The sequence below is a fragment of the Yoonia maritima genome (genome assembly GCF_002933395.1).
In the GTDB taxonomy this organism is placed as follows: Bacteria; Pseudomonadota; Alphaproteobacteria; order Rhodobacterales; family Rhodobacteraceae; genus Yoonia; species Yoonia maritima_A.
In genome coordinates, this window is the sequence record NZ_PKFN01000007.1 from 931,304 (window position 1) to 951,190 (window position 19,887).

A 19,887-nucleotide genomic window follows, 5' to 3' on the forward strand; every position below is an offset into this window, starting at 1 on the left:
CGAATACCAACTATCCAACCAAAAAATGAGAACATTAGAAGAACAAGCGAAATCAAACGCAAAAAGGGCGGCCCACCGAGAGCCGCCCTTCGCATAAAAAGTCAAAACGCTTAGATATGGATCGCTTTACCGTAAGCGGCCAGCACGCTTTCGTGCATCATCTCTGACAATGTGGGGTGCGGGAAGACGGTGTTCATCAGGTCTTCTTCGGTTGTTTCCAACTGACGACCTACGACATAGCCTTGGATCAATTCGGTCACTTCAGCACCAACCATATGCGCACCCAGCAATTCGCCAGTTTTGGCATCAAATACTGTCTTTACCAAACCTTCTGGTTCACCAAGCGCGACGGCCTTACCGTTACCGATGAATGGGAACTTGCCGACCTTCACATCATAGCCAAGCTCCTTGGCCTTTGCTTCGGTGTATCCGACGCTGGCCACCTGCGGATAGCAATATGTACAGCCGGCGATGCTTTCCGGTTTCACGGGGTGCGCGTGCTTACCTGCGATAACTTCGGCAACCATCACACCTTCATGCGATGCCTTATGGGCAAGCCAAGGTGCACCTGCGATGTCGCCAATCGCATATATTCCATCAACACCAGTGCGACAGAATTCATCTGTGACAACATGGGTCCGGTCAATTTTCACGCCAAGGCCTTCAAGGCCCAGACCTTCAACGTTACCAACGATGCCAACGGCACTGATCACAGTGTCGAATTCTTCCTTGATAACTTTGCCGCCCGTTTCGATGTGGGCCGTTACTTTGGTTTTTGTACGATCAAGCTGTTTGACCACGGATTTTTCCATGATCTTCATACCCTGCTTCTCGAACTGCTTTTTCGCGAAAGCGCTGATTTCGGCGTCTTCTACGGGCAGCACACGGTCCATGACTTCGACCACTGTCGTGTCAGCGCCTAGTGTGTTGTAGAAACTCGCGAATTCGATCCCGATCGCGCCAGATCCAATCACCAACAGCTTTTTGGGCTGATGTGGCGGAACCAAGGCATGACGATAGGACCAGACGCGTTCGCCATCAGCCTCAAGGCCCGGCAGATTGCGGGCACGCGCGCCAGTTGCCAGAATGATGTTCTTAGCGGTCAATTCTTCGTTACCGGCTTCAGATTTAACCGAAACCTTACCTTTGGCCGGAATAGTGGCCTCGCCCATAATGACGGTGACCTTGTTCTTTTTCAAAAGGTGCTTCACGCCGCCTTCCATCTGCTTGGCAACACCGCGCGAACGCTTGACCACAGCATCCAGATCATAACCAATGCCATCAGCCGACAGACCGAATTCTTTGGCACGATGCATAAGGTGGAACACCTCGGACGAACGCAACAGTGCTTTTGTCGGGATACAGCCCCAGTTCAGGCAGATACCGCCAAGGTTTTCACGCTCGATCACAGCGACGTTCAGCCCTAGCTGTGCACCACGGATTGCAGCCACATAGCCACCCGGGCCAGCGCCGATTACGATCATGTCAAAGTTCTTCGCAGCCATGCGCTGATCCTCCAAATCTGAAATTAGTTGAACACTAAACTATTTTTCAGCGGACCTCTAGTGACCTTGGGTCATAACAGGCATCTGATCTACGCAAAGAAGATTACGAAACGCTTTCCAGTTGAGCCTGATAAGCAGATCGGTAACCACCAGCATCTAAGAATTCCTTCTCGGACGCTGTAGTTTCGCGACCTAATGCTTTGTTTCTGTATGGAAAACGACCAAAATCGCGGATCACCGTGCGATGTGCACAGGCGTGATCAATATTGTTTGCCCCGCTTTTCGGCATTTGAGAATGAAACAAACGGACCGCGCGATCTTGGTCACTTAAACATTCAGAATGCATGAGCGGCAGATAGAAAAATTGACGCGCGGGTTCATCAATTTTCATATCCCAATTGCGGTCGATCGCCATCTTCGCCGCTGCGAGCGCAACGCGATCAGTCGCAAATGCCTTACCTTGATCGCGGAACATGTTGCGCGGAAACTGATCGGTCAGGATGATGTAGGCAAGCGTGCCACTGGGATAAGTCAGCCATAAGCCACAGGCGCCTGCGTCCGCCTCTTCCCACGTCGCTAAAAATCGTTCGCGTATCAGCGCGTCAAACGCCGGATCCGATTTGTACCAATCTGCTGGCGTGCATTCGTCTAACCAAAACGCCAACACCTCTTCTGGGGTTACCATGGCTCTGCTCCTCAACCAACTAACGTTGAGTTAAGCCAAGCAGACATGAGGCTATCTGACAAGCCGTTAGTCATACCTGCACAAAATAGCAGACTTTAGCATGACATAGACGCATCACTATGATGCAAGTGGCGTCTCTTCATCCTCTTCACCAGCTTCAATATAAACCTCAAGCGCAACCTCGGTCGCAACGGCGGTAGACGCCGCAGAGACTGGAACATACGGCACGGCCTCGGCATCCAGATCGCCACGGCTACGCTGTGTGATCCGATACAACCCATATAGGCCGATCCCAAACATCAACGCCGCCGTAAACAGCCAATAGCCGCTATTGCCAATCACATCCATCATACGACCAACGATTAGCGGCCCCGCGATCGCCCCAACGCCATTGACGAACAAGAACCCGCCAGAGGCCGCGGCCATGTCTTCTTTTTCGAGGTAATCGTTCGCGTAAGCCAAAAGCAGAGCATAAAGCGGGTTAGACATCCCCCCGACGATAGCACCACTAAAAACGATGACTGCAAAGCTGTCGGTAACAAAATATGCGGCAAGCGACCCAAAGCCACCGATCAAAGCAACACCGATGATCAAAAAGCGGCGATCCAAACGATCCGACAGCCAGCCAATTGGATACTGCAACACCAATGCGCCAACATAGATCGCTGATACAAAGAAAGAGATTTCACCAACAGTTAGCCCAACGCGGTTACCGTATACAGCAGACATACCAAACTGTGCCGCAAACACGCCGCCCAACATAAACATCCCAAAGCAGGCAAGCGGCGAAGCTGAAATCAGCTCTTTTATTTTCATACGCTTTGTTGCCTCAAACGCGGGCATCGGCCGCGCAGACAAAAGCACCGGTGCAAACGCCAAGGATACCAGCACAGACGGGATGATAAAAAGAATATAGCCAGAAACATCGCCGCGGCTTAGAATCCACTGCGCAAACACGATCCCCGCCATTTGCACAATCATATAAACCGACAGTGCCTTACCGCGGGTTTCATTGCTCGATGCATCGTTCAACCAGCTTTCAGCAGTGATATACACACCGCAAAAACAAAAACCGATGATGACCCGGCCAATCGTCCAAGCCCACGGTTCCAGCAGCACTGGATAGCAAATCAGAACGGCAGAAATCAAAGAACCCATAGCCGCAAACACACGCACATGGCCAACACGACGAATCAATTCTGGCGTGTACCGCGAAGAAAACAAAAAGCCGACAAAATAGGCCGACATGACGATGGATAACGCAAGCGTGCTAAATCCTTCTTGGTCGCCGCGTAGACCTAACAATGTCCCTTGAAGGCCGTTTCCGACCATCAGCATAAACATGCCTACGAACAAGGCCCATGAGCCAGTAAAAACCTGTAACATCGTGCGCCCCTTCGTGTGTTGGCAGATCGCTCCTATGGATGATTCTGGTCCAAGTTCATCACACGAAAACGACGCTGTCTTGCTTGTTCGCGTCGCTTAAGGTTTTGTTGGCAACAACAGTGATGCGTCGCCGTAACTAAAGAACCGGTAACCCGTTCCAATTGCATGAGAATAGATGTCTTTGACACGTTGGACACCCATGAGCGCGGACACCAGCATCATTAGCGTTGACTTGGGTAAATGGAAATTTGTCATCAACCCGTCAGTCACCTGAAACTGGAATCCCGGCGTGATGAAAATATCGGTTGGCCCCACCCACGGCTTCAACGCACCTGACTTTGCCGCCGTTTCGATCAATCGCAACGCCGTTGTCCCGACCGGAATAATGCGCCCGCCTGCGGCCTTGGTGGCGTTGATCTCGTCAACAGCCTGTTCCGTGACCTCACCCCATTCGGAATGCATTTTGTGATCACGTACGTCATCAACTTTCACCGGTAGGAATGTCCCTGCTCCAACATGCAAAGTGACGTGGGTAAATTCCACACCGCGCGCCCTAAGCGCATCCAGCAGCGGCCCGTCGAAATGCAGCGATGCAGTTGGTGCAGCCACAGCGCCTGCATTACGGGCCCAATATGTTTGATAATCTTCTTTATCCGCGTCATCCGCTGGCCGTTTCGCGGCAATATATGGCGGCAAAGGCATCGCCCCCACATCAGCCAAGGCCGCATCAAAATCGTCGCCTGTCAGGTTGAATTGCAAAAACGCCTGTCCATCTGCACGGCCCGTCACAGTCGCGGATAACACTTCCGAAAACGCGATGGTTTCGCCGTCACGAATTTTGCGCAACGGCTTTACAAGTGCGGCCCAATCTCCTGATGAGCGTGGCTCAAGCAAGGTGACTTCGATCTTACAGCTGGTTAACCCATGCTCTCCGTCGCGAAAACGCTGGCCCGTCAGGCGCGCAGGGATAACCTTGGTGTCATTCAAAACAAGCCGATCGCCCGGTTGAAGAATGTCCACTAAATCCGAGACAATGCGATCTGCGACGCCATTTCCATCCGCAAGCAGCAGCTTGGCTGAACTCCGTGGGCGCGCGGGACGTGTCGCGATCAATTCCTCGGGCAGCTCAAAATCAAAGTCACTTAGCTTCATCAATTCGTTTCCGGTGGCGCGCGGCGAAAGATTTCCCGGAACATGCCCGGTGTCAGTGCCGATAATGGGTTTACGCTGACCCTTGGTGCGTCTGATGTACCGCCGATATTAAAGTTAAACCCAATCAGCCCTTCCCCCCTGCGGGTCAGAAAAGAACCAATGCTGTTCACCAAATAAAACGGAGACACAACGCCCTGCAGATCAATCTGTTTGCTGGCCAGCGTGTAGATGCCATCAATCGAAATGCCAAGGCCCGGACCAACGGCGCTGGCTTCTGACACGATGACTTCGTGTGGTGTCAGCCGGAACTTTGCATCCACATCGTCAAATCGAAGCCCCTGCCCATCCAATTGCTGTAACAGGCCAACCACGCTGATCGCATCCAAAAGCGCAGCAATCGTTGGCGCATTACGTACGCGCAGATCACTTACCGAAAGCGTGCCATCAAACGTGCCCTCGCTACCGGCAGGTAGCAAGATCAGTGTCACGTCACCACCGGTCGCGTTATCCATAAAACCTGCGGCGCGAATGACAGATCCGGCATCATCACTGCTTAAACGGACGGCAGACCTGCCGTTCCTTGGTGCAACGACGCCTTCGACCAGCGCCGCGCCATTCAGCTCCCCCCGAAATTGCCCCGAGAACCCGCCAGCCCCGTTAAAGTTCCCGCTAAAGGCGGTTAGCGCAATACCCTCGGTGATTTGCAACCGATCAAGGGCGATCTGCATCGGCCCACCCTCGCCTGTGCTTGCGCCAAAACTGGCACGGCGTAGATCCAAACGACCGCCGTTGATCACAACTCCAACTGGCTGCCCCTGCCCGCGCCCTTGCAGCGTAATCGGCGCATCGAACCAATTCCCGATTTCAAGCCGCGTAAATCGTGCGGTATCAAGTCCACCATTAGCAGACAGCCCTATCTGACCTTCGGCAGTCAATCCAGCGCCGCTTACCCGTAACTGATCGACTGACGGAACGGCACCCAGCGTGCCTGCAATGCGCAGATTTCCGTCTTGGTCTGCAGGCTTCACCCAGCCAACGGCCGGAATTGCAACACGCAAACCACGCAGGTTAGAAACAAGCGAAAATGCGGGTGGCTGCCCCTTTGTCAGGTCAAGTGTCAGATCACCCCGCCCGTCACCGCTGATCGTCCCAGGCGGCAGCCCAATTTTAAATTCGTCCATAAACGCCTGAGAAAGCGCAACGCGTGCCGAAACCTGACTGCGACCGGCATGTTCAGCCCCAAACCGCTGGGTCCAAGCGCCATCAGCAGTCACGCCCCCCAAACGCACAGGGCCGCTAATTGTCAGCCCCTCATTGTTTACCGCAACCTCAAGCCGTGCTGCTGCGAAGCCACGACCGGGTATCAACACATCACTGCGCACGCCCCGCAAGTCAGCACGAACATCAAGCCCAAGTTCATCTAACTTCAATCCACGTCGTAATGGAAAAGTAATCTGCCCGCTGACGTCTGCCCGCCCATCGGCAAGGGTAACTGGTTGTCCGGCTTTATCCATAAACGTAAACGGTTCTTCGTTCAGGACCGACAGGACAGAGGTCACAGAACCGTCAAGCGCCAAATCGACAACGCCATTGCTTGGCTTTTCGCGGGTATCAAGAATGGTAAAGGTTGTACCCGTGACATCAATTGGACCACCTTGGGATGGCACGACAATGCCCTTGTCCAAGGTCACAACAAATCGGTGGTCAATGATAGATGCAACGCCAGCGCCACCGTTAATGACCGGCATCTGGCGCAGGAAACGAATATCTGCATCTTCGAACTCAAATCCCAACGCAACATCGCGGCGGCGCCCGGGGGCAACACGAAGGCCCACGTTTCCATTGATCACTTGGCCTTGCGAAAGGTTCTGTGAAATCCAATTTCGGGTGCGCGGCTTAACAGTTGGCGGCCAAAACGCCAGCAATTCATCTGGGGAAATTTCATTGATGCTACTGTCGAATGTGCCGATCCAACCATCATCTGCAGCGGTCAGGCTCCCGCTGGAAAGCACTTGCAATCCATCGTTACTGACCACCATCTGTCCAATTTCAATCCGAAACGGATCGAACCGCAACCGAAGATCAACCGAGGCGGCTTCAACCGTTGGTGCCACCTCATAAAGCCCTAGCGGGTTCAGCGCGACGTCCCGAAAATGGAACTGCCCCAAAAGCGCACGCGGCAGCCCATCGACAATTTCACGCAGATACGCATCTCCGTTCGCGCGCAAGCTGCCCCACTCTGTTTCCAATGCGATATCTGTGAACGAAATTTTATCATGTACGGGATCGTAAGTTAGATACGCCTTGGCGGAATCAAACTGTACTGGCTGCGTCGCTTCGTTTGGCTGCAACGCGCCTTGACCAATTTCCAATGTCGCGCTCAGCGGGCCAAGCGCACCGTTTTCGTCCAATTCAGTCCGCAATGCCGCTGAAATCGGGGCTTCGACATCGCGCAACCAAGTTAACGCGGGCGACTGCGCCGCAATGTCACTTGTTATGGCGTCGTCGATATTCACGGCAAGCTGCGCAGCACGGCTTCCGCGCGGGCTACTGTAAGAAAGCGTAACGGTCGTCACCTCTGCACGGCCGGACAATAGGCTAAGGTTTCCGCGCAACGCGGTTTCACCATCGCGTAAATCCAACGCAAGCGTACCGCCATCCACGACCCAACTGCGCCGCGCACGCGCATCATCAAAGTTTACAATCAGCCCCGCCGCGCTCACAGTTTCCAATGCTTCCAACTGCGGGCGTTCAAACACCTGATCAAGTTGGTCTAAAAGCTCTGGAATGGATCGCGCCTGGCTGACCTCTGCGGCATCCGATGCCAAGGCAACAGCGACAGTCCCATCGCGCGCGCGGCGCAGATTAATTTGTGCACCAACAAGACGAATTTCTTGCATCATGACTTCGCGACGCAAGATCAACCCACGCGGAGACATCATACCTTCGACAACAGGAACGCGGGTCAACATCACACCATCGCGGTCGAACAAACGTGTATCAACCAGTCGTACATGTGGATGTAGATCACGGCCGATACGTGCGGTAATTGTCCCAAACTCTAGCTGTGCACCGTCCAACACTTCGGATGCACGCGTTTCAATCTGTTCAACGATCCAAGACGGCGCCGTGATTTCGCGATTGATCATCATCACCGCAGCGACACCGACAAAAATCACCGGAGCAAGACAAATCACAAAAAGCGCACGCAAACAAAACAACCACCGCCCCCAACGCTTGCAAGGTTTACCGGTCGGTTCGGTTTGGGTTTGGTCTTCGGTTTCGTCCACGATCTCTCCGCTTTAGGGGCATTGGCCCTTTATCTTTGCTTGTGCCGAGTTAAAACAAAAGCACAACGTACAAAAGGACGCATCATGACCCTTCTTTCTGTCGGCGACAAAGCACCGGACATCACCCTGCCCCGAGACGGCGGCGAAATTGTGAACTTGGCAGACTTCGCAGGCAAAAATGTGGTTGTATACTTTTACCCGCGCGACAACACGCCGGGCTGCACCAAAGAAGCCATCGGTTTCACGGAAAATTTTGCTGACTTCGATGCGCTGAACACCGTTATCCTTGGTGTTTCCAAAGATTCGGTCAAAAAACACGATAATTTCGTCGCCAAACAGAACCTAAAAATCGCGCTCTTGTCCGACGAAGACGGTGACGTCTGCGAACGCTATGGCATCTGGGTCGAGAAAAAGATGTATGGCAAAACATTTATGGGAATCGAACGCGCGACATTCCTTATTGGTGCCGATGGTAACATCGCAAAGGTATGGCGCAAAGTACGTGTTCCCGGTCACGTCGAAGATGTCCTGCAAGCGGTACGCGATCTATGACCCTTTCGGAAATGGCTGTTGCCGTTCTCAACACTGCGGACGGTCGCGCAAAAGCTGCGCTATCACGCGAATACGCTGCCCAATGGCGCGCGGCGCGCGCAAACGGCACACCTCCGGAAATCGGCGATGCGAAACCACCGCTGCGCCCAGCCAGACCAGAAAAGCCAGAACTGTTAGACCCGCGCGATGTGCCGCATCGCAAACCCGGCACCGAAGAAGGACGGATCGCGCTTTTGCATGCGGTTGCGCATATCGAACTAAACGCGATTGATTTGCACTGGGACATCATCCCGCGTTTTGCACATATCCAACTACCACTTGGCTATTACGATGATTGGGTGAAATCCGCCGATGAGGAATCGAAACACTTTAACCTGATGTGTGATTGCCTTGAGGAGTTGGGCAGCTACTATGGCGCTTTGCCCGCACATGCAGGCATGTGGCGTGCAGCCGAAGATACCGTAGATGATCTGATGGGGCGGCTCGCTGTTGTCCCCATGGTCCTAGAGGCGCGCGGGCTAGACGTGACACCGGGCATGATCAACATCTTCAAACAGGCAAAAAACAAATCAGCCGTCGCGGCGCTTGAAACCATCTATGCAGAAGAAGTGCATCACGTGTCTTATGGGTCGAAATGGTTCAACTTTTTGTGTGGGCGTCATGATCTGGACCCGACCGGGGTGTTTCATGAACTTGTCCGCAAATATTTTCATTCGTCATTGAAACCGCCTTTCAACGAAGAAAAGCGCGCAGAAGCAGGGATTCCGCCCGATTTCTATTGGCCATTGGCGGATCAGCACAAGAAATAGGCCAAATACGGCGGCGCTTCGCGCACTCACAACCACCGGTGGCGTGTTCCCGCAGGCAGTGCGCAAATTTCTTGCAGCGCGACGTTTGCCTGCTTACAGACATATGCAGCGCTGGTGTGGGGACCAGCAAATATCAATGGGACGACACAGGACCTCATCGTGCGATCACGCCTGACAAAAAAAATTCATACCGTTTTGGAACGTTGGTTCCCAGAACGCCGCCTTTTCCTGAGATCAGATTCAGAAACAAGGTTCATCCGGCTCAAGTCGGAGACACAGCTTATCGCTTGGATCGGCTGTACGGTTGTTGTGGCATGGACGATTGTCGCCACTGCTATCTTGTTGATGGATAGTATTGGTGCCGGCAATTTCCGCGCCCAAGCGCAACGCGACCAGATGACCTATGAACAGCGGCTAAACGCACTTTCTTCAGAACGCGATACGCGTGCCCAAGAAGCGGCTGCCGCCCAAGAACGCTTTAACTCAGCGCTGCGTCAGATTTCGATCATGCAGTCTGAATTGCTCGCCACCGAGGAAAAACGACGCGAGTTAGAAACCGGGCTGGATGTGGTGCAATCCACGTTACGCGATACAATGAAAGCCCGCGAAGAAGCCCGCGCACAAGTCGCGACATTGACCGAAGACGTTGATCCCGACGCGGTTGCCGCTATCAGCGAAGAGGCTGTCGGCACAGTTGATCTGCTTGCCAATGCCTTGGCCGAAACAGCCGCAGAACGTGACTTGATCGCCGCTGATGCCGAATTCGCAATCAGCCATGCCCAAGAGGTTGAACTTGAATTGCGTCTTCTTCAAGAACGCAACGACCAGATTTTCCGCCAACTTGAAGAAGCTATGTTGGTTTCCGTCGAGCCACTTGATGATATGTTCCGCGCGGCGGGCATGAACCCCGAAAGCATGATTGATCAGGTGCGTCGCGGATATTCAGGACAAGGTGGACCTCTTACTCCGATCCAGTTCTCGACGCGCGGCGGTGAACCTGATCCCGACGCACTGCGTGCTAATGCCATATTGTCGTCGATGGATCGCATAAACCTTTACCGCATTGCCGCCGAAAAGGCGCCATTCGATATCCCGGTGAAGGCAAATTTCCGCTTTACCTCGGGCTTTGGCCAGCGCTGGGGGCGTCTACACGCTGGTACAGATTTTGCGGGCCCAATCGGAACCCCCATCTACGCCACCGCTGATGGCCGTGTCGTACATGCCGGATGGTCGAGCGGTTATGGACGGCTCATTAAAATCCAACACGACTTTGGTATTGAGACAAGATACGCACACTTAAGTGCAATGAACGTGACCGTCGGGCAAAGAGTCTCGCGCGGCGATCGAATAGGTGATATGGGCAATTCAGGTCGCTCGACTGGCCCACACCTTCACTACGAAGTTCGCGTCGGAGGCGAGCCCGTTAACCCCATGATCTATATAAGAGCTGGACAAGATGTTTTCTAAATCCAAAATCAATGAACCTGGGCCCAAATCGGCCGACACTGAAACACCCAAAGCCGCTGATGCGCCCAAAGGCACTGCATCAGGTTCGGACTTCAAGGCATCTCCACCCAAAGCAAAGCCGGCAGCGTCTGTTCTGTCTTCCGATCTGTTGATCACTGGTAACCTAAAAACCAGCGGCGACATTCAGGTTGAAGGTCAGGTCGAAGGCGATATTCGCGCGCACCTGCTGACGGTTGGCGAAGGCGCTACAATTAAAGGCGAAGTCGTCGCTGATGATGTTGTCGTTAATGGCCGTGTGGTTGGACGTGTACGTGGCCTTAAGGTTCGTCTGACATCAACAGCGCGCGTCGAAGGCGACATCATTCACAAAACAATCGCAATCGAAAGCGGCGCACACTTTGAAGGCTCAGTTCAGCGTCAGGATGATCCACTGTCTACCGGTTCAAAAAAGATGCCAACAGCCGCGGCTGCGGCTGCGGACAGCCCTAAATCCTAATTATTAGGCACTAGTGGATACGCAAAAGGGCGCCCTGCTGGGCGCCTTTTCTCGTTTAAGGGTAAAACCTTTAACTCTTTTGAATAGAGCGTAATTGCCAGAAAAATGCCGCGAACCGGTCTGATTTCAGCCGCTTGTTTCGACGATCTTTTAAGTTGTTCCAAAGTATCTTTGATTATCTAGTCACTATAAAATTAAGACCGGTCACATATGGAGAAACCAGTGAACTATTTCAAACCCGCGTTGCGGGCACTTTCCGTTGGTGTTGCAGCCATCGGATTTACGATTTCGGCACATAGCGCGGCGGCCCAAGATGTATCCTGTGGCGGCCCCTATACCATTGCGACTGGCGATTCACTGTCCGGCATTGCCGCAAAAGTTTACGGATCAGCGTCAGATTTCCAAATCATCTATAGCGCGAATGCGGAAGCCATCGGTCCCAATCCTGGTCTCATTTCGCTCGGCCAAGTGATCTATATCCCCTGCCTTGACGGCCAAACCGAATCCCAAGCAAATGAAGCTGTTATTCGTAAAGTCGTTACAACCGAACAACTTGCCGCCCCAACAGGCAACGGCATTCGCGTTGTGACAGCGACTGACTGGGCGCCCTACTTTGACGAAAGCCAAGAACAAGGCGGCATGATCACCGAGCTTACCAACGTCGCACTTGCCGCCGCTGATGGTAACCCCGAATACAAGATCGACTTTATCAACGACTGGGGTTCGCACTTGCAGCCCCTGTTGACTGACAACGCCTATGACTTTGCAACAGCTTGGTACGAACCACCCTGCGATCTGATCGATCAACTTGGCGACGACGCAAAGTTCCGTTGCAACAACTTTGAATGGTCTGACCCGATGTTCGAAATCCTGCTTGGGTATTTCGGCCGCGCTGGCGAACCTCTCCCTGCGACGCACGCCGAACTTGCAGGCAAAAGCATCTGCCGCCCCGACGGTTATGAGACATTTGTTCTTGAAGAAGACGGTCTGGTAGAGCCGACAATCTCGTTCGGTCAAGAAGGCCTGATCACTGGCTGTATGGCTGGTTTGCTAGACGGTACATATGACGTGGTTGTCATCGCGGTTGACCCGGGCCAAGGCGCGGTTCTGGAACTAGGTGCACAAGACCAAATCATGCTAAACGAACAGCTGACCAAAGTCCTGAACCTTAGCCCAGTGATTGCAAAGTCCAACCCAAATCGTGAAGAAATGCTTGCGATGATGAACAGCGGTATCGCGTCAATCAAAGCAGACGGCCAGTGGTTCGAAATCGTGAACCGCCACCTATCAGCACACCGGTCACAAATGCAGTAATCGGCATTTATACCAATCTGAAAAGGGCGCTCTTGAGCGCCCTTTTTTATGTCGAAACCATCGAAATTACTGCACCCACCAGAGCCACAAAAATTTACGAAAGTGATTTGTTGCACGATCGGCTTTTATTGTCTGACATGTCCGCCCGATTGGCCAAAGCACCCTATCGGAAATCATGATATGCCTAGGATAACTTACTCTGCGTTTGCCTCTGCACGGCTCTTGCCGGATACATCCATAGCCAAAGTCGCGCCCATCAGGCCATCGAGATCACCGTCAAGAACACCTTTGGTGTCCGACGTTTCAAAACTTGTCCGCAGATCTTTGACCATCTGATAGGGCTGAAGCACATATGACCGGATTTGGTTCCCCCAGCCCGCGTCACCCGCGTTTTCATGGGCCTCATTAACCAAGGTAGACCGCTTATCAAGTTCCATTTGATACAAGCGTGACTTCAAAGCCTTCATCGCAATGTCCCGGTTTTGGTGCTGCGATTTTTCCGATGACGTCACAACGATGCCTGTTGGAAAGTGCGTGATACGTACAGCCGAATCCGTGGTGTTCACGTGCTGACCACCAGCACCAGACGACCGGTAGGTGTCCAAACGAATATCTGACGGGTTTACTTCGATTTCGATATTATCGTCGACGACCGGATAGACCTTGACCGACGTAAACGAAGTATGGCGTTTTGCAGCACTATCAAACGGCGAAATGCGTACCAAACGGTGCACACCGCTTTCGGATTTCAGCCAGCCATAGGCGTTGTGCCCACTAATTTTATACGACGCGGATTTGATGCCCGCTTCGTCGCCGGACTGCTCGGATTGCAGTTCAACTTTATAGCCTTTTTTCTCGGCCCAACGCACATACATCCGCGCCAGCATATTTGCCCAATCACAGCTTTCTGTACCACCCGCACCCGCGTTGATTTCAAGAAACGTATCGTTGGCATCGGCTTCGCCGTCCAGCAATGCCTCAAGCTCTTTTTGGGCCGCTTTTTCGCGTAAAGCCAGAATACCGTTTTCGGCTTCTGTCACGACCTCGGCGTCGTCTTCCATTTCACCCAATTCGATTAGCTCAACATTGTCAGCCAATTCTTGGGCGATCCCATCATAATTGGCCATCGCATCGACCAGCAGTTGTCGGTCGCGCATCAGTTTTTGCGCTGCGTCAGGGTCATCCCACAGTGTCGGATCTTCAACGCGGGCGTTGAATTCCTCTAGCCGATGTGGCGCGGTTTCGCGGTCCATGCGCTGCGCAAGCAGGTTCAGCGACTTTTCGATCGCTTCCACGGTTGTCTGGATTTCTGCGCGCATGATGCACCTACTTACGTGAATGAATTATCAGTGGTTCTTACAGTGGGCCACGCCCGCCGACAAGCAGGTGGTCAGTAAAGACCACCTGTCGAAAGTGTACCAAAGGTTGCCTTTGGCCCAACCGTTGCTGTTTCACCAGTCGAAGTCGTGACTTGGCGACCTTGACGTGGGACTTCATCAAACAACGGAAGATCCCCGCCCATCGCGAAGCCACCATCAAACATGATACCAAATAGCGGTTCTTCACCCGGACGGAAACATTCCGCAATGACATTTTCACCCGAAGTTCCGTCAGGCAAGCGTGCTCCGCTGTAACGGTCAATATTAATAAATTGACAATCTTCGGGTGGCGTAAACGGTCCGGCACCATAATGTTCGATTGCTTCAGTCATAAAGCGGTTAAACACTGGCCCACAAATACCACCGCCAGATGCGCTGCGCCCCAACGTACGTGGGGTATCGTAGCCAATATAACAACCAGCAACGATGTTTGAAGAAAAACCAATGAACCACACATCCTTTGCGTCGTTGGTGGTCCCTGTTTTACCAGCAATCGGCACGGGCAAATTGATCGCGCGGCTTGCCGTCCCACGTTCAACCACGCCACGCATCATTGATGTCAGCTGATAGGCCGTGATTTCGTTCATTACCCGGTCACGGTTTGATACGATCCGCGGCGCAAAGCCCGCAGGAATATACGCATTTTCACAATCTTCGCAGATACGCTGATCGTGACGATAGACAGTATTGCCGTAGCGATCTTGCACGCGGTCAACCAATGTTGGCTCCACACGTTCACCACCGTTCGCAAACATCGCATAAGCTGCAACCATCTTGAACAATGTAGTTTCATCTGCGCCCAATGAAGCAGCTAAACCTTGGTTCATACTTTCATATACACCGAATTTCTCAGCGTAAGCGGCCACAGTATCCATACCAATTTCTTGGGCAAGACGGATCGTCATCAGGTTCCGCGACCGTTCAATCCCTGTACGCAGCGGCGTTGGACCATAAAACTGATTGGAAGAGTTTTTAGGCCGCCACACACCCTGCGGTGTGTTAATTGTAATCGGCGCGTCAACAACGATGGTCGCCGGCGAATACCCACTATCAAGCGCGGCCGCATAAACAAACGGCTTAAACGACGATCCCGGCTGACGCTGCGCCTGTGTCGCGCGGTTGAATACTGAATCCTGATAGCTAAAGCCACCTTGCATCGCGATAACACGACCAGTGTTTACGTCCATTGCCATAAAGCCGCCCTGCACTTCAGGAACCTGACGCAATGACCAACGGATAAACGAACCATCATCATCGGATGTCATACGGCGCACGTGAACCACGTCGCCAACAGTAAAATTATCAAAGAAGTTGCCGCGCATCCATTCAATATCACGGCGCGGCACCACAAAGGGCTCGGCCTCGTTTTCAACAGCGTTTTCGATCCCAAGGCGCAATTGGTTTTCTTCAACAGCAAGAACTACCGCCGCGTACCAATGAGATTCAAGATCGATATCACGCGGAATATTTGTATCGCTGAGCGCCGCGCGCCATAGGTCTTCGGACCCTAGCTGTTCCTCTGGAATTGTCACGCCGGTCCCGCGCCATTCACCAGTCCCACGATCGAATTCCTCCAATGCCCGCTGAAGCGAATGTGCCGCGTTTACCTGCAATTCTGGATCAACGGTCGCGCGGATCGACAAGCCACCCGAAAAGAATTCATCTTCACCAAAGTTTTGCGATAGCTGACGGCGGATTTCATCGGTAAAGTAATCGCGTGGCGGTAGGCTTTCTTGAAAGCTTGGGAAATCGCCGTTCTGCACAGTGCGCAGCGGGTCATTTTGGGCTTCGGTAAGTTCGTCTCGTGTCAGGTAACCATTTTCGAACATTTCGCGCAAAATAAAGTTACGACGGGCAATTGCCGCGTCACGATTTCGAACTGGGTGATAGCTATACGGGGCCTTTGGGTGCACAGCCAGAAACGCGGCCTCGGCCGGGCTAAGCGCGGAGAGAGGTTTGTTAAAATACGAACGCGCCGCTGCGGTCACACCAAATGACCGCACCCCAAGATCAATTTCAGTAAGATAAAGCTCAAGAATTTGTTCTTTGCTCATCGCGCCTTCGATACGCGTTGCAAGGATGATTTCTTTAATCTTACGTTCCAGCGTGGTCGATCCATCAAGCAAGAAGTTCTTCATCACCTGCTGCGTAATCGTCGAAGCCCCACGCAGGTTTTCGCCACGCGATGTCACACCTTCAATGATCGCTGCCAAAATACCACGCGGATCATAGCCACCGTGCGTATAGAAATTCTTATCCTCAGCAGAAATAAACGCCTGTTTTACAATGTCAGGAATTTCTTCAGCAGGCGTAAACAAACGGCGTTCAGCCGCGAATTCGTCGATAATCTGCCCTTCGTTGGAATAGATCCGGCTGATAGTTTTCGGCTGATAGCGCGCAAGCGTTTCATATGTCGGCAAATCTTGGCCATACATGTAAAAAACACCGCCAAGCGTCAGCGCGCCCATAATAAGGCCCATGGTCAGCAGGGTAAAAATCCCACCGATGAAAGAGAAAATGAAGCGCAGCACGTGTGATCTAAGTCCTATAGTTTCGGCTGCGCTTATACGCGGCCACCGTTGAATGGTCAAAAGGCCAAATGCGCTAAACCGCCTGCGGCGATCACATCTTACGGCGCGAAACCGACAACAGCTGCCCCAATTGCGGAAACGATCCGCGCCCGGCTTGAGCTATCAGTCAGTTGCGCGCGGTCTCTAGCATTAGAAAGAAACCCTACTTCGATCAGAACACTGGGAAAATCTGCAGCAGATAGCACTGCCAACTGCCCTTCACGGTGGGGCCGGCTATTCACACGCACACCGGCGTCCCGCATCTCAGCGATCAACCTGTCGGCAAATTGCCGCCCCAGCGGTCCGGTTTCAGACCGCGCCAAATCCATAAGCAACGTCGCCACGCGGTCGCTATGATCAACCAAATCGACACCCGCCAACAGATCGCCACGTTCATGGCGCTCGACCATGCGTTGGGATGCAGATGATCCGCCTCCCTTTGACAGGGTGTAGACGGACGCGCCGCTCGCCTCGTCTTCCTCAAGCGCATCTGCGTGCAAGGATATGAACAACCCCGCGCCAGCAGATCGGGCAAAAGTTACACGCGCGTCAAGCGGCACAAATACATCGCTGTCGCGGGTCAGCACCGCACGAATTCCGTCGATCTGGTTTAATGCCTGCGCGACTTCCAACCCCAGCAAACGCATCAAATCCGCCTCTTTGACGCCACCACGCTGTGCGCCAGGATCAATGCCGCCGTGCCCCGGATCGATCACCACCACAAAATCCTTGTCATTAGAATCCATTGAAGGGACCGGAACCGGTTCAAAAACATTCGCCTGTGCAGGCGCACCAGCGCTGGCAGCGAATTCATCGGCGCCGGTACGTTTTAGAACAATAGACAGGTCCGCCCCGACATCAGAGCGGGTCATCGCGGCCTCTTTTACACGCATTGGACCAGCAAGATCGACCACCATCCGCGACCACGTCGCATCTAGCGCACCAAAGTGTAATCCCGTTGCACGATCACCTGACAGCAACTGATCTGGCGCCACCTCTGGCCAACTCGTATTTTGAAAATCAACGACAAGACGCCTAGGATTATCAAGCGTAAACAATCGATAAGGGGTCACAGTTGATAGTCCAACAGCAACCTGCAGCTGCCACCACCCGTCTTTGACTTCGGTACGTTCGGGATCGATATAAACCTGTGCCCCAGCTGCGGTGGAAAGGCAGATCAACAGACAAAGCAGACGGATCACGGCTGGCGCGCTTTCATGAAGCGGGCGATGCGATCCAGACCTTCGCGGATATCATCTGTCCCACGCGCATAAGAAAACCGCAGCCAATGGTGTCCTCGTGTGGCGTCAAAATCAAGCCCAGGCGTCACGGCTACCCCCGCTTCATCCAGTATCTCTGCTGCAAATTTCAGCGCATCATCAGTGTATTCAGAAACATCGACATAGATATAAAAGGCGCCGTCAGGCGGCGCAAAACGAGTAAGTCCAGCCGCCCGCAACCCATCAATCATCAAAGATCGGTTCGCGGCATAGACTGCCTTGTTTTGTTCCAACTCGTCTGTGCAATCCATCGCATGTAACGCAACGCGCTGTGCCGCGTGCGGCGCACAGATAAACATGTTCTGCGCCAGCCGTTCGACCCGGCGCACGTGGTCATCTGGCACAATCATCCAACCGACACGCCACCCGGTCATTGAAAAATACTTCGAAAACGAATTCACAACATAAGCCTCGTCCGTAACTTGCAAGGCAGAAACAGGGGCTGTGTCGTAATCAATACCGTGGTAAATTTCATCAGACACCAGCGCAGCATCGGCCGCCTGACATGCATCAGAAAGTGCCGTCAAAGAATTCTGATCCAGCATAGTTCCCGTTGGATTCGCAGGGGATGCAACGATCAACCCGGCAAGGTCATGGTCAGCAACATCGCCCGGCAAAGGTTGAAACCGCTGGGCAAACGTAGTTGGGATATCGACGGGTAAAAGACCGACGGCCTTTAGAATTTGGCGATACGATGGATAACACGGCGTCCCCAGCCCAACACGTTCGCCATTGTCAAAAAGCGCTGAAAACGCGAGCAAAAATGCCCCCGAAGCGCCGCTTGTCACGACAACGCGTGATGGATCAAGATCGACATCATACCATTCGCCATAATGTTGGGCGATCCGCGCCCGCAGTTCCGGCAGCCCAAGACCGACCGTGTAACCAAGCGGATCATCCAATTCCTCGATCAGCTTTTTACGCGCGCCTTCTGGTGCCCCAGTGCTTGGCTGACCGACCTCCATATGAATGATGTGTCGTCCGGCAGCTTCCGCTTTGCGGGCAGCCTCCATTACGTCCATAACTATGAATGGGTCAACCTCGCCCCGAGTTGAATGTCGCATGTGCCTGCCTACCGAATTGCTTTGGCCCTGTTTGCCTGTCACCAGCATGTGACGTCAATGGACCTTGGCAAACGTCGGCATATATGGTCTGTCGTTCACGAAATTATGTTAACGAGATGACCCAGATGCCCCTTCGCTTTGCCTTGCCAATCATGTTTGCCATGACCAGTCCTGTCGCCGCTCTCGAACTGGATGCGATGACCGACGCACAACGAGACGCATTTCGGTCAGAGGTACGGGCATACCTGCTCGAAAATCCTGAGGTCTTGCAAGAAGCAATCACAGTCCTTCAACAGCGCGAGCAGCAAGCACAAGTCGTCACCGACAACCAGCTGATCGAAAACTATGCTGATGAACTGTTCAATGATCGTCATTCATATGTCGGCGGCAACCCAGCCGGTGACATTACCATTGTCGAGTTCATGGATTACCGCTGTGGCTATTGCAAACGTGCCTTCCCGGATGTCGAGGCGCTGCTCGCTTCTGATGCAAATATCCGCTTTATCGTCAAAGAATACCCTATCTTGGGTGAACAATCCGTGCTCGCTGCACGTTTTGCCATAGCCACACAATTGGTCGCAGGTGACGAAGCATACAAGAGCGTGCACGACACGCTGATGGAATTTCGCGGGGACATAACGCAGGTCAGCATGACGCGGTTAGCCGACATTCTAGAGCTCGATTCCGAAGCGATCATCGCACAAATGGATTCAGACGAGGTCACCGCAATCATCAGCAAAAATCGCGAATTAGGCCAACAAATGCAAATCTCTGGCACACCGACATTTGTGATAGAGGACCAGTTGCTGCGCGGGTATGTGCCGCTGGACGCAATGGAACAGATCGTCGCCGAAATACGAGAATAGTTGCAAAGTTCACGTGATCGTCAGTAAGCTGTGGTCGACAATATGCTTCAACGGGCTAAGTCTCGCTGATAA

Annotated in this window: 15 protein-coding genes; 6 read left to right on the forward strand and 9 right to left on the reverse strand. The window is 53.0% G+C overall.

The window, feature by feature from the left end; all coding sequences use genetic code 11:
• Positions 1–110: 110 nt before the first annotated feature.
• The 5 genes from lpdA to CYQ09_RS06115 all read right to left on the reverse strand — a co-directional run bounded on the left by lpdA (position 111) and on the right by CYQ09_RS06115 (position 8,018).
• A complete protein-coding gene (lpdA, locus tag CYQ09_RS06095) occupies positions 111–1,505 on the reverse strand; it encodes a dihydrolipoyl dehydrogenase (protein WP_106744476.1) in 1,395 nt (464 codons plus the stop codon).
• A 103-nt stretch (positions 1,506–1,608) separates the two neighbouring features.
• Positions 1,609–2,190, reverse strand: coding sequence for a DUF924 family protein (locus CYQ09_RS06100; protein ID WP_106744477.1), 582 nt, complete (start codon positions 2,188–2,190; stop codon positions 1,609–1,611).
• Between the two features lie 117 nt (positions 2,191–2,307).
• Positions 2,308–3,576 (reverse strand): MFS transporter, encoded by a 1,269-nt coding sequence (locus tag CYQ09_RS06105; protein WP_106744478.1) that lies wholly within the window; start codon positions 3,574–3,576, stop codon positions 2,308–2,310.
• 96 nt (positions 3,577–3,672) lie between these two features.
• Positions 3,673–4,728, reverse strand: a complete 1,056-nt coding sequence (gene queA, locus CYQ09_RS06110) for a tRNA preQ1(34) S-adenosylmethionine ribosyltransferase-isomerase QueA (protein ID WP_106744479.1) — start codon at positions 4,726–4,728, stop codon at positions 3,673–3,675.
• Positions 4,728–8,018, reverse strand: coding sequence for an AsmA-like C-terminal region-containing protein (locus tag CYQ09_RS06115; protein WP_239495857.1), 3,291 nt, complete (start codon positions 8,016–8,018; stop codon positions 4,728–4,730). Before CYQ09_RS06115 ends, queA begins: the two co-directional genes overlap by 1 nt.
• 84 nt (positions 8,019–8,102) lie before the next feature.
• Between CYQ09_RS06115 and bcp the strand changes: the two genes are divergently transcribed.
• The 5 genes from bcp (at position 8,103) to CYQ09_RS06140 (ending at position 12,656) form a co-directional block, all read left to right on the forward strand.
• Positions 8,103–8,570 (forward strand): thioredoxin-dependent thiol peroxidase, encoded by a 468-nt coding sequence (bcp, locus tag CYQ09_RS06120; RefSeq protein ID WP_106744480.1) that lies wholly within the window; start codon positions 8,103–8,105, stop codon positions 8,568–8,570.
• Positions 8,567–9,379: a ferritin-like domain-containing protein gene (locus CYQ09_RS06125; protein WP_106744481.1), complete on the forward strand. Its 813-nt coding sequence runs from the start codon at positions 8,567–8,569 to the stop codon at positions 9,377–9,379. The genes bcp and CYQ09_RS06125 overlap by 4 nt, the downstream gene beginning before the upstream one ends.
• 159 nt (positions 9,380–9,538) lie before the next feature.
• On the forward strand, positions 9,539–10,846 hold the full coding sequence (locus tag CYQ09_RS06130) for a M23 family metallopeptidase (protein WP_106744619.1): 1,308 nt from the start codon (positions 9,539–9,541) through the stop codon (positions 10,844–10,846).
• Positions 10,836–11,342 carry a bactofilin family protein gene (locus CYQ09_RS06135; protein WP_106744482.1) on the forward strand — a complete coding sequence of 169 codons (507 nt, stop codon included), beginning with the start codon at positions 10,836–10,838 and terminating at the stop codon, positions 11,340–11,342. Before CYQ09_RS06130 ends, CYQ09_RS06135 begins: the two co-directional genes overlap by 11 nt.
• Before the next feature lie 222 nt (positions 11,343–11,564).
• Positions 11,565–12,656 carry a LysM peptidoglycan-binding domain-containing protein gene (locus tag CYQ09_RS06140; RefSeq protein WP_162617578.1) on the forward strand — a complete coding sequence of 364 codons (1,092 nt, stop codon included), beginning with the start codon at positions 11,565–11,567 and terminating at the stop codon, positions 12,654–12,656.
• A gap of 194 nt (positions 12,657–12,850) precedes the next feature.
• On the opposite strand, the gene prfB is transcribed toward CYQ09_RS06140, so the two are convergent.
• From prfB to CYQ09_RS06160, 4 genes are all read right to left on the reverse strand, one after another.
• Positions 12,851–13,975, reverse strand: a complete 1,125-nt coding sequence (gene prfB, locus CYQ09_RS06145; RefSeq protein ID WP_106744484.1) for a peptide chain release factor 2 — start codon at positions 13,973–13,975, stop codon at positions 12,851–12,853.
• A 71-nt stretch (positions 13,976–14,046) separates the two neighbouring features.
• The gene (locus CYQ09_RS06150; RefSeq protein WP_106744485.1) at positions 14,047–16,566 is read right to left on the reverse strand and encodes a penicillin-binding protein 1A; all 2,520 of its coding nucleotides are present in this window, start codon (positions 16,564–16,566) and stop codon (positions 14,047–14,049) included.
• 98 nt (positions 16,567–16,664) lie between these two features.
• Positions 16,665–17,807 carry an N-acetylmuramoyl-L-alanine amidase gene (locus CYQ09_RS06155; RefSeq protein ID WP_106744486.1) on the reverse strand — a complete coding sequence of 381 codons (1,143 nt, stop codon included), beginning with the start codon at positions 17,805–17,807 and terminating at the stop codon, positions 16,665–16,667.
• A complete protein-coding gene (locus tag CYQ09_RS06160; protein ID WP_106744620.1) occupies positions 17,804–18,949 on the reverse strand; it encodes a pyridoxal phosphate-dependent aminotransferase in 1,146 nt (381 codons plus the stop codon). The genes CYQ09_RS06155 and CYQ09_RS06160 overlap by 4 nt, the downstream gene beginning before the upstream one ends.
• 116 nt (positions 18,950–19,065) lie before the next feature.
• On the opposite strand from CYQ09_RS06160, the gene CYQ09_RS06165 reads away from it, so the two are divergent.
• Complete coding sequence (locus tag CYQ09_RS06165) at positions 19,066–19,815, forward strand: DsbA family protein (RefSeq protein WP_106744487.1); 750 nt, start codon at positions 19,066–19,068, stop codon at positions 19,813–19,815.
• The last annotated feature ends 72 nt before the right edge of the window (positions 19,816–19,887 follow it).

Excerpts from the sequence above, each read along its gene's own strand:
- lpdA (WP_106744476.1), bottom strand. The coding sequence starts at position 1,505 with ATGGCTGCGAAGAACTTTGACATGATCGTAATCGGCGCTGGCCCGGGT.
- CYQ09_RS06100 (WP_106744477.1), bottom strand. The coding sequence starts at position 2,190 with ATGGTAACCCCAGAAGAGGTGTTGGCGTTTTGGTTAGACGAATGCACG.
- CYQ09_RS06105 (WP_106744478.1), bottom strand. The coding sequence starts at position 3,576 with ATGTTACAGGTTTTTACTGGCTCATGGGCCTTGTTCGTAGGCATGTTT.
- queA (WP_106744479.1), bottom strand. The coding sequence starts at position 4,728 with ATGAAGCTAAGTGACTTTGATTTTGAGCTGCCCGAGGAATTGATCGCG.
- bcp (WP_106744480.1), top strand. The coding sequence starts at position 8,103 with ATGACCCTTCTTTCTGTCGGCGACAAAGCACCGGACATCACCCTGCCC.
- CYQ09_RS06125 (WP_106744481.1), top strand. The coding sequence starts at position 8,567 with ATGACCCTTTCGGAAATGGCTGTTGCCGTTCTCAACACTGCGGACGGT.
- CYQ09_RS06135 (WP_106744482.1), top strand. The coding sequence starts at position 10,836 with ATGTTTTCTAAATCCAAAATCAATGAACCTGGGCCCAAATCGGCCGAC.
- prfB (WP_106744484.1), bottom strand. The coding sequence starts at position 13,975 with ATGCGCGCAGAAATCCAGACAACCGTGGAAGCGATCGAAAAGTCGCTG.
- CYQ09_RS06160 (WP_106744620.1), bottom strand. The coding sequence starts at position 18,949 with ATGCGACATTCAACTCGGGGCGAGGTTGACCCATTCATAGTTATGGAC.
- CYQ09_RS06165 (WP_106744487.1), top strand. The coding sequence starts at position 19,066 with ATGACCCAGATGCCCCTTCGCTTTGCCTTGCCAATCATGTTTGCCATG.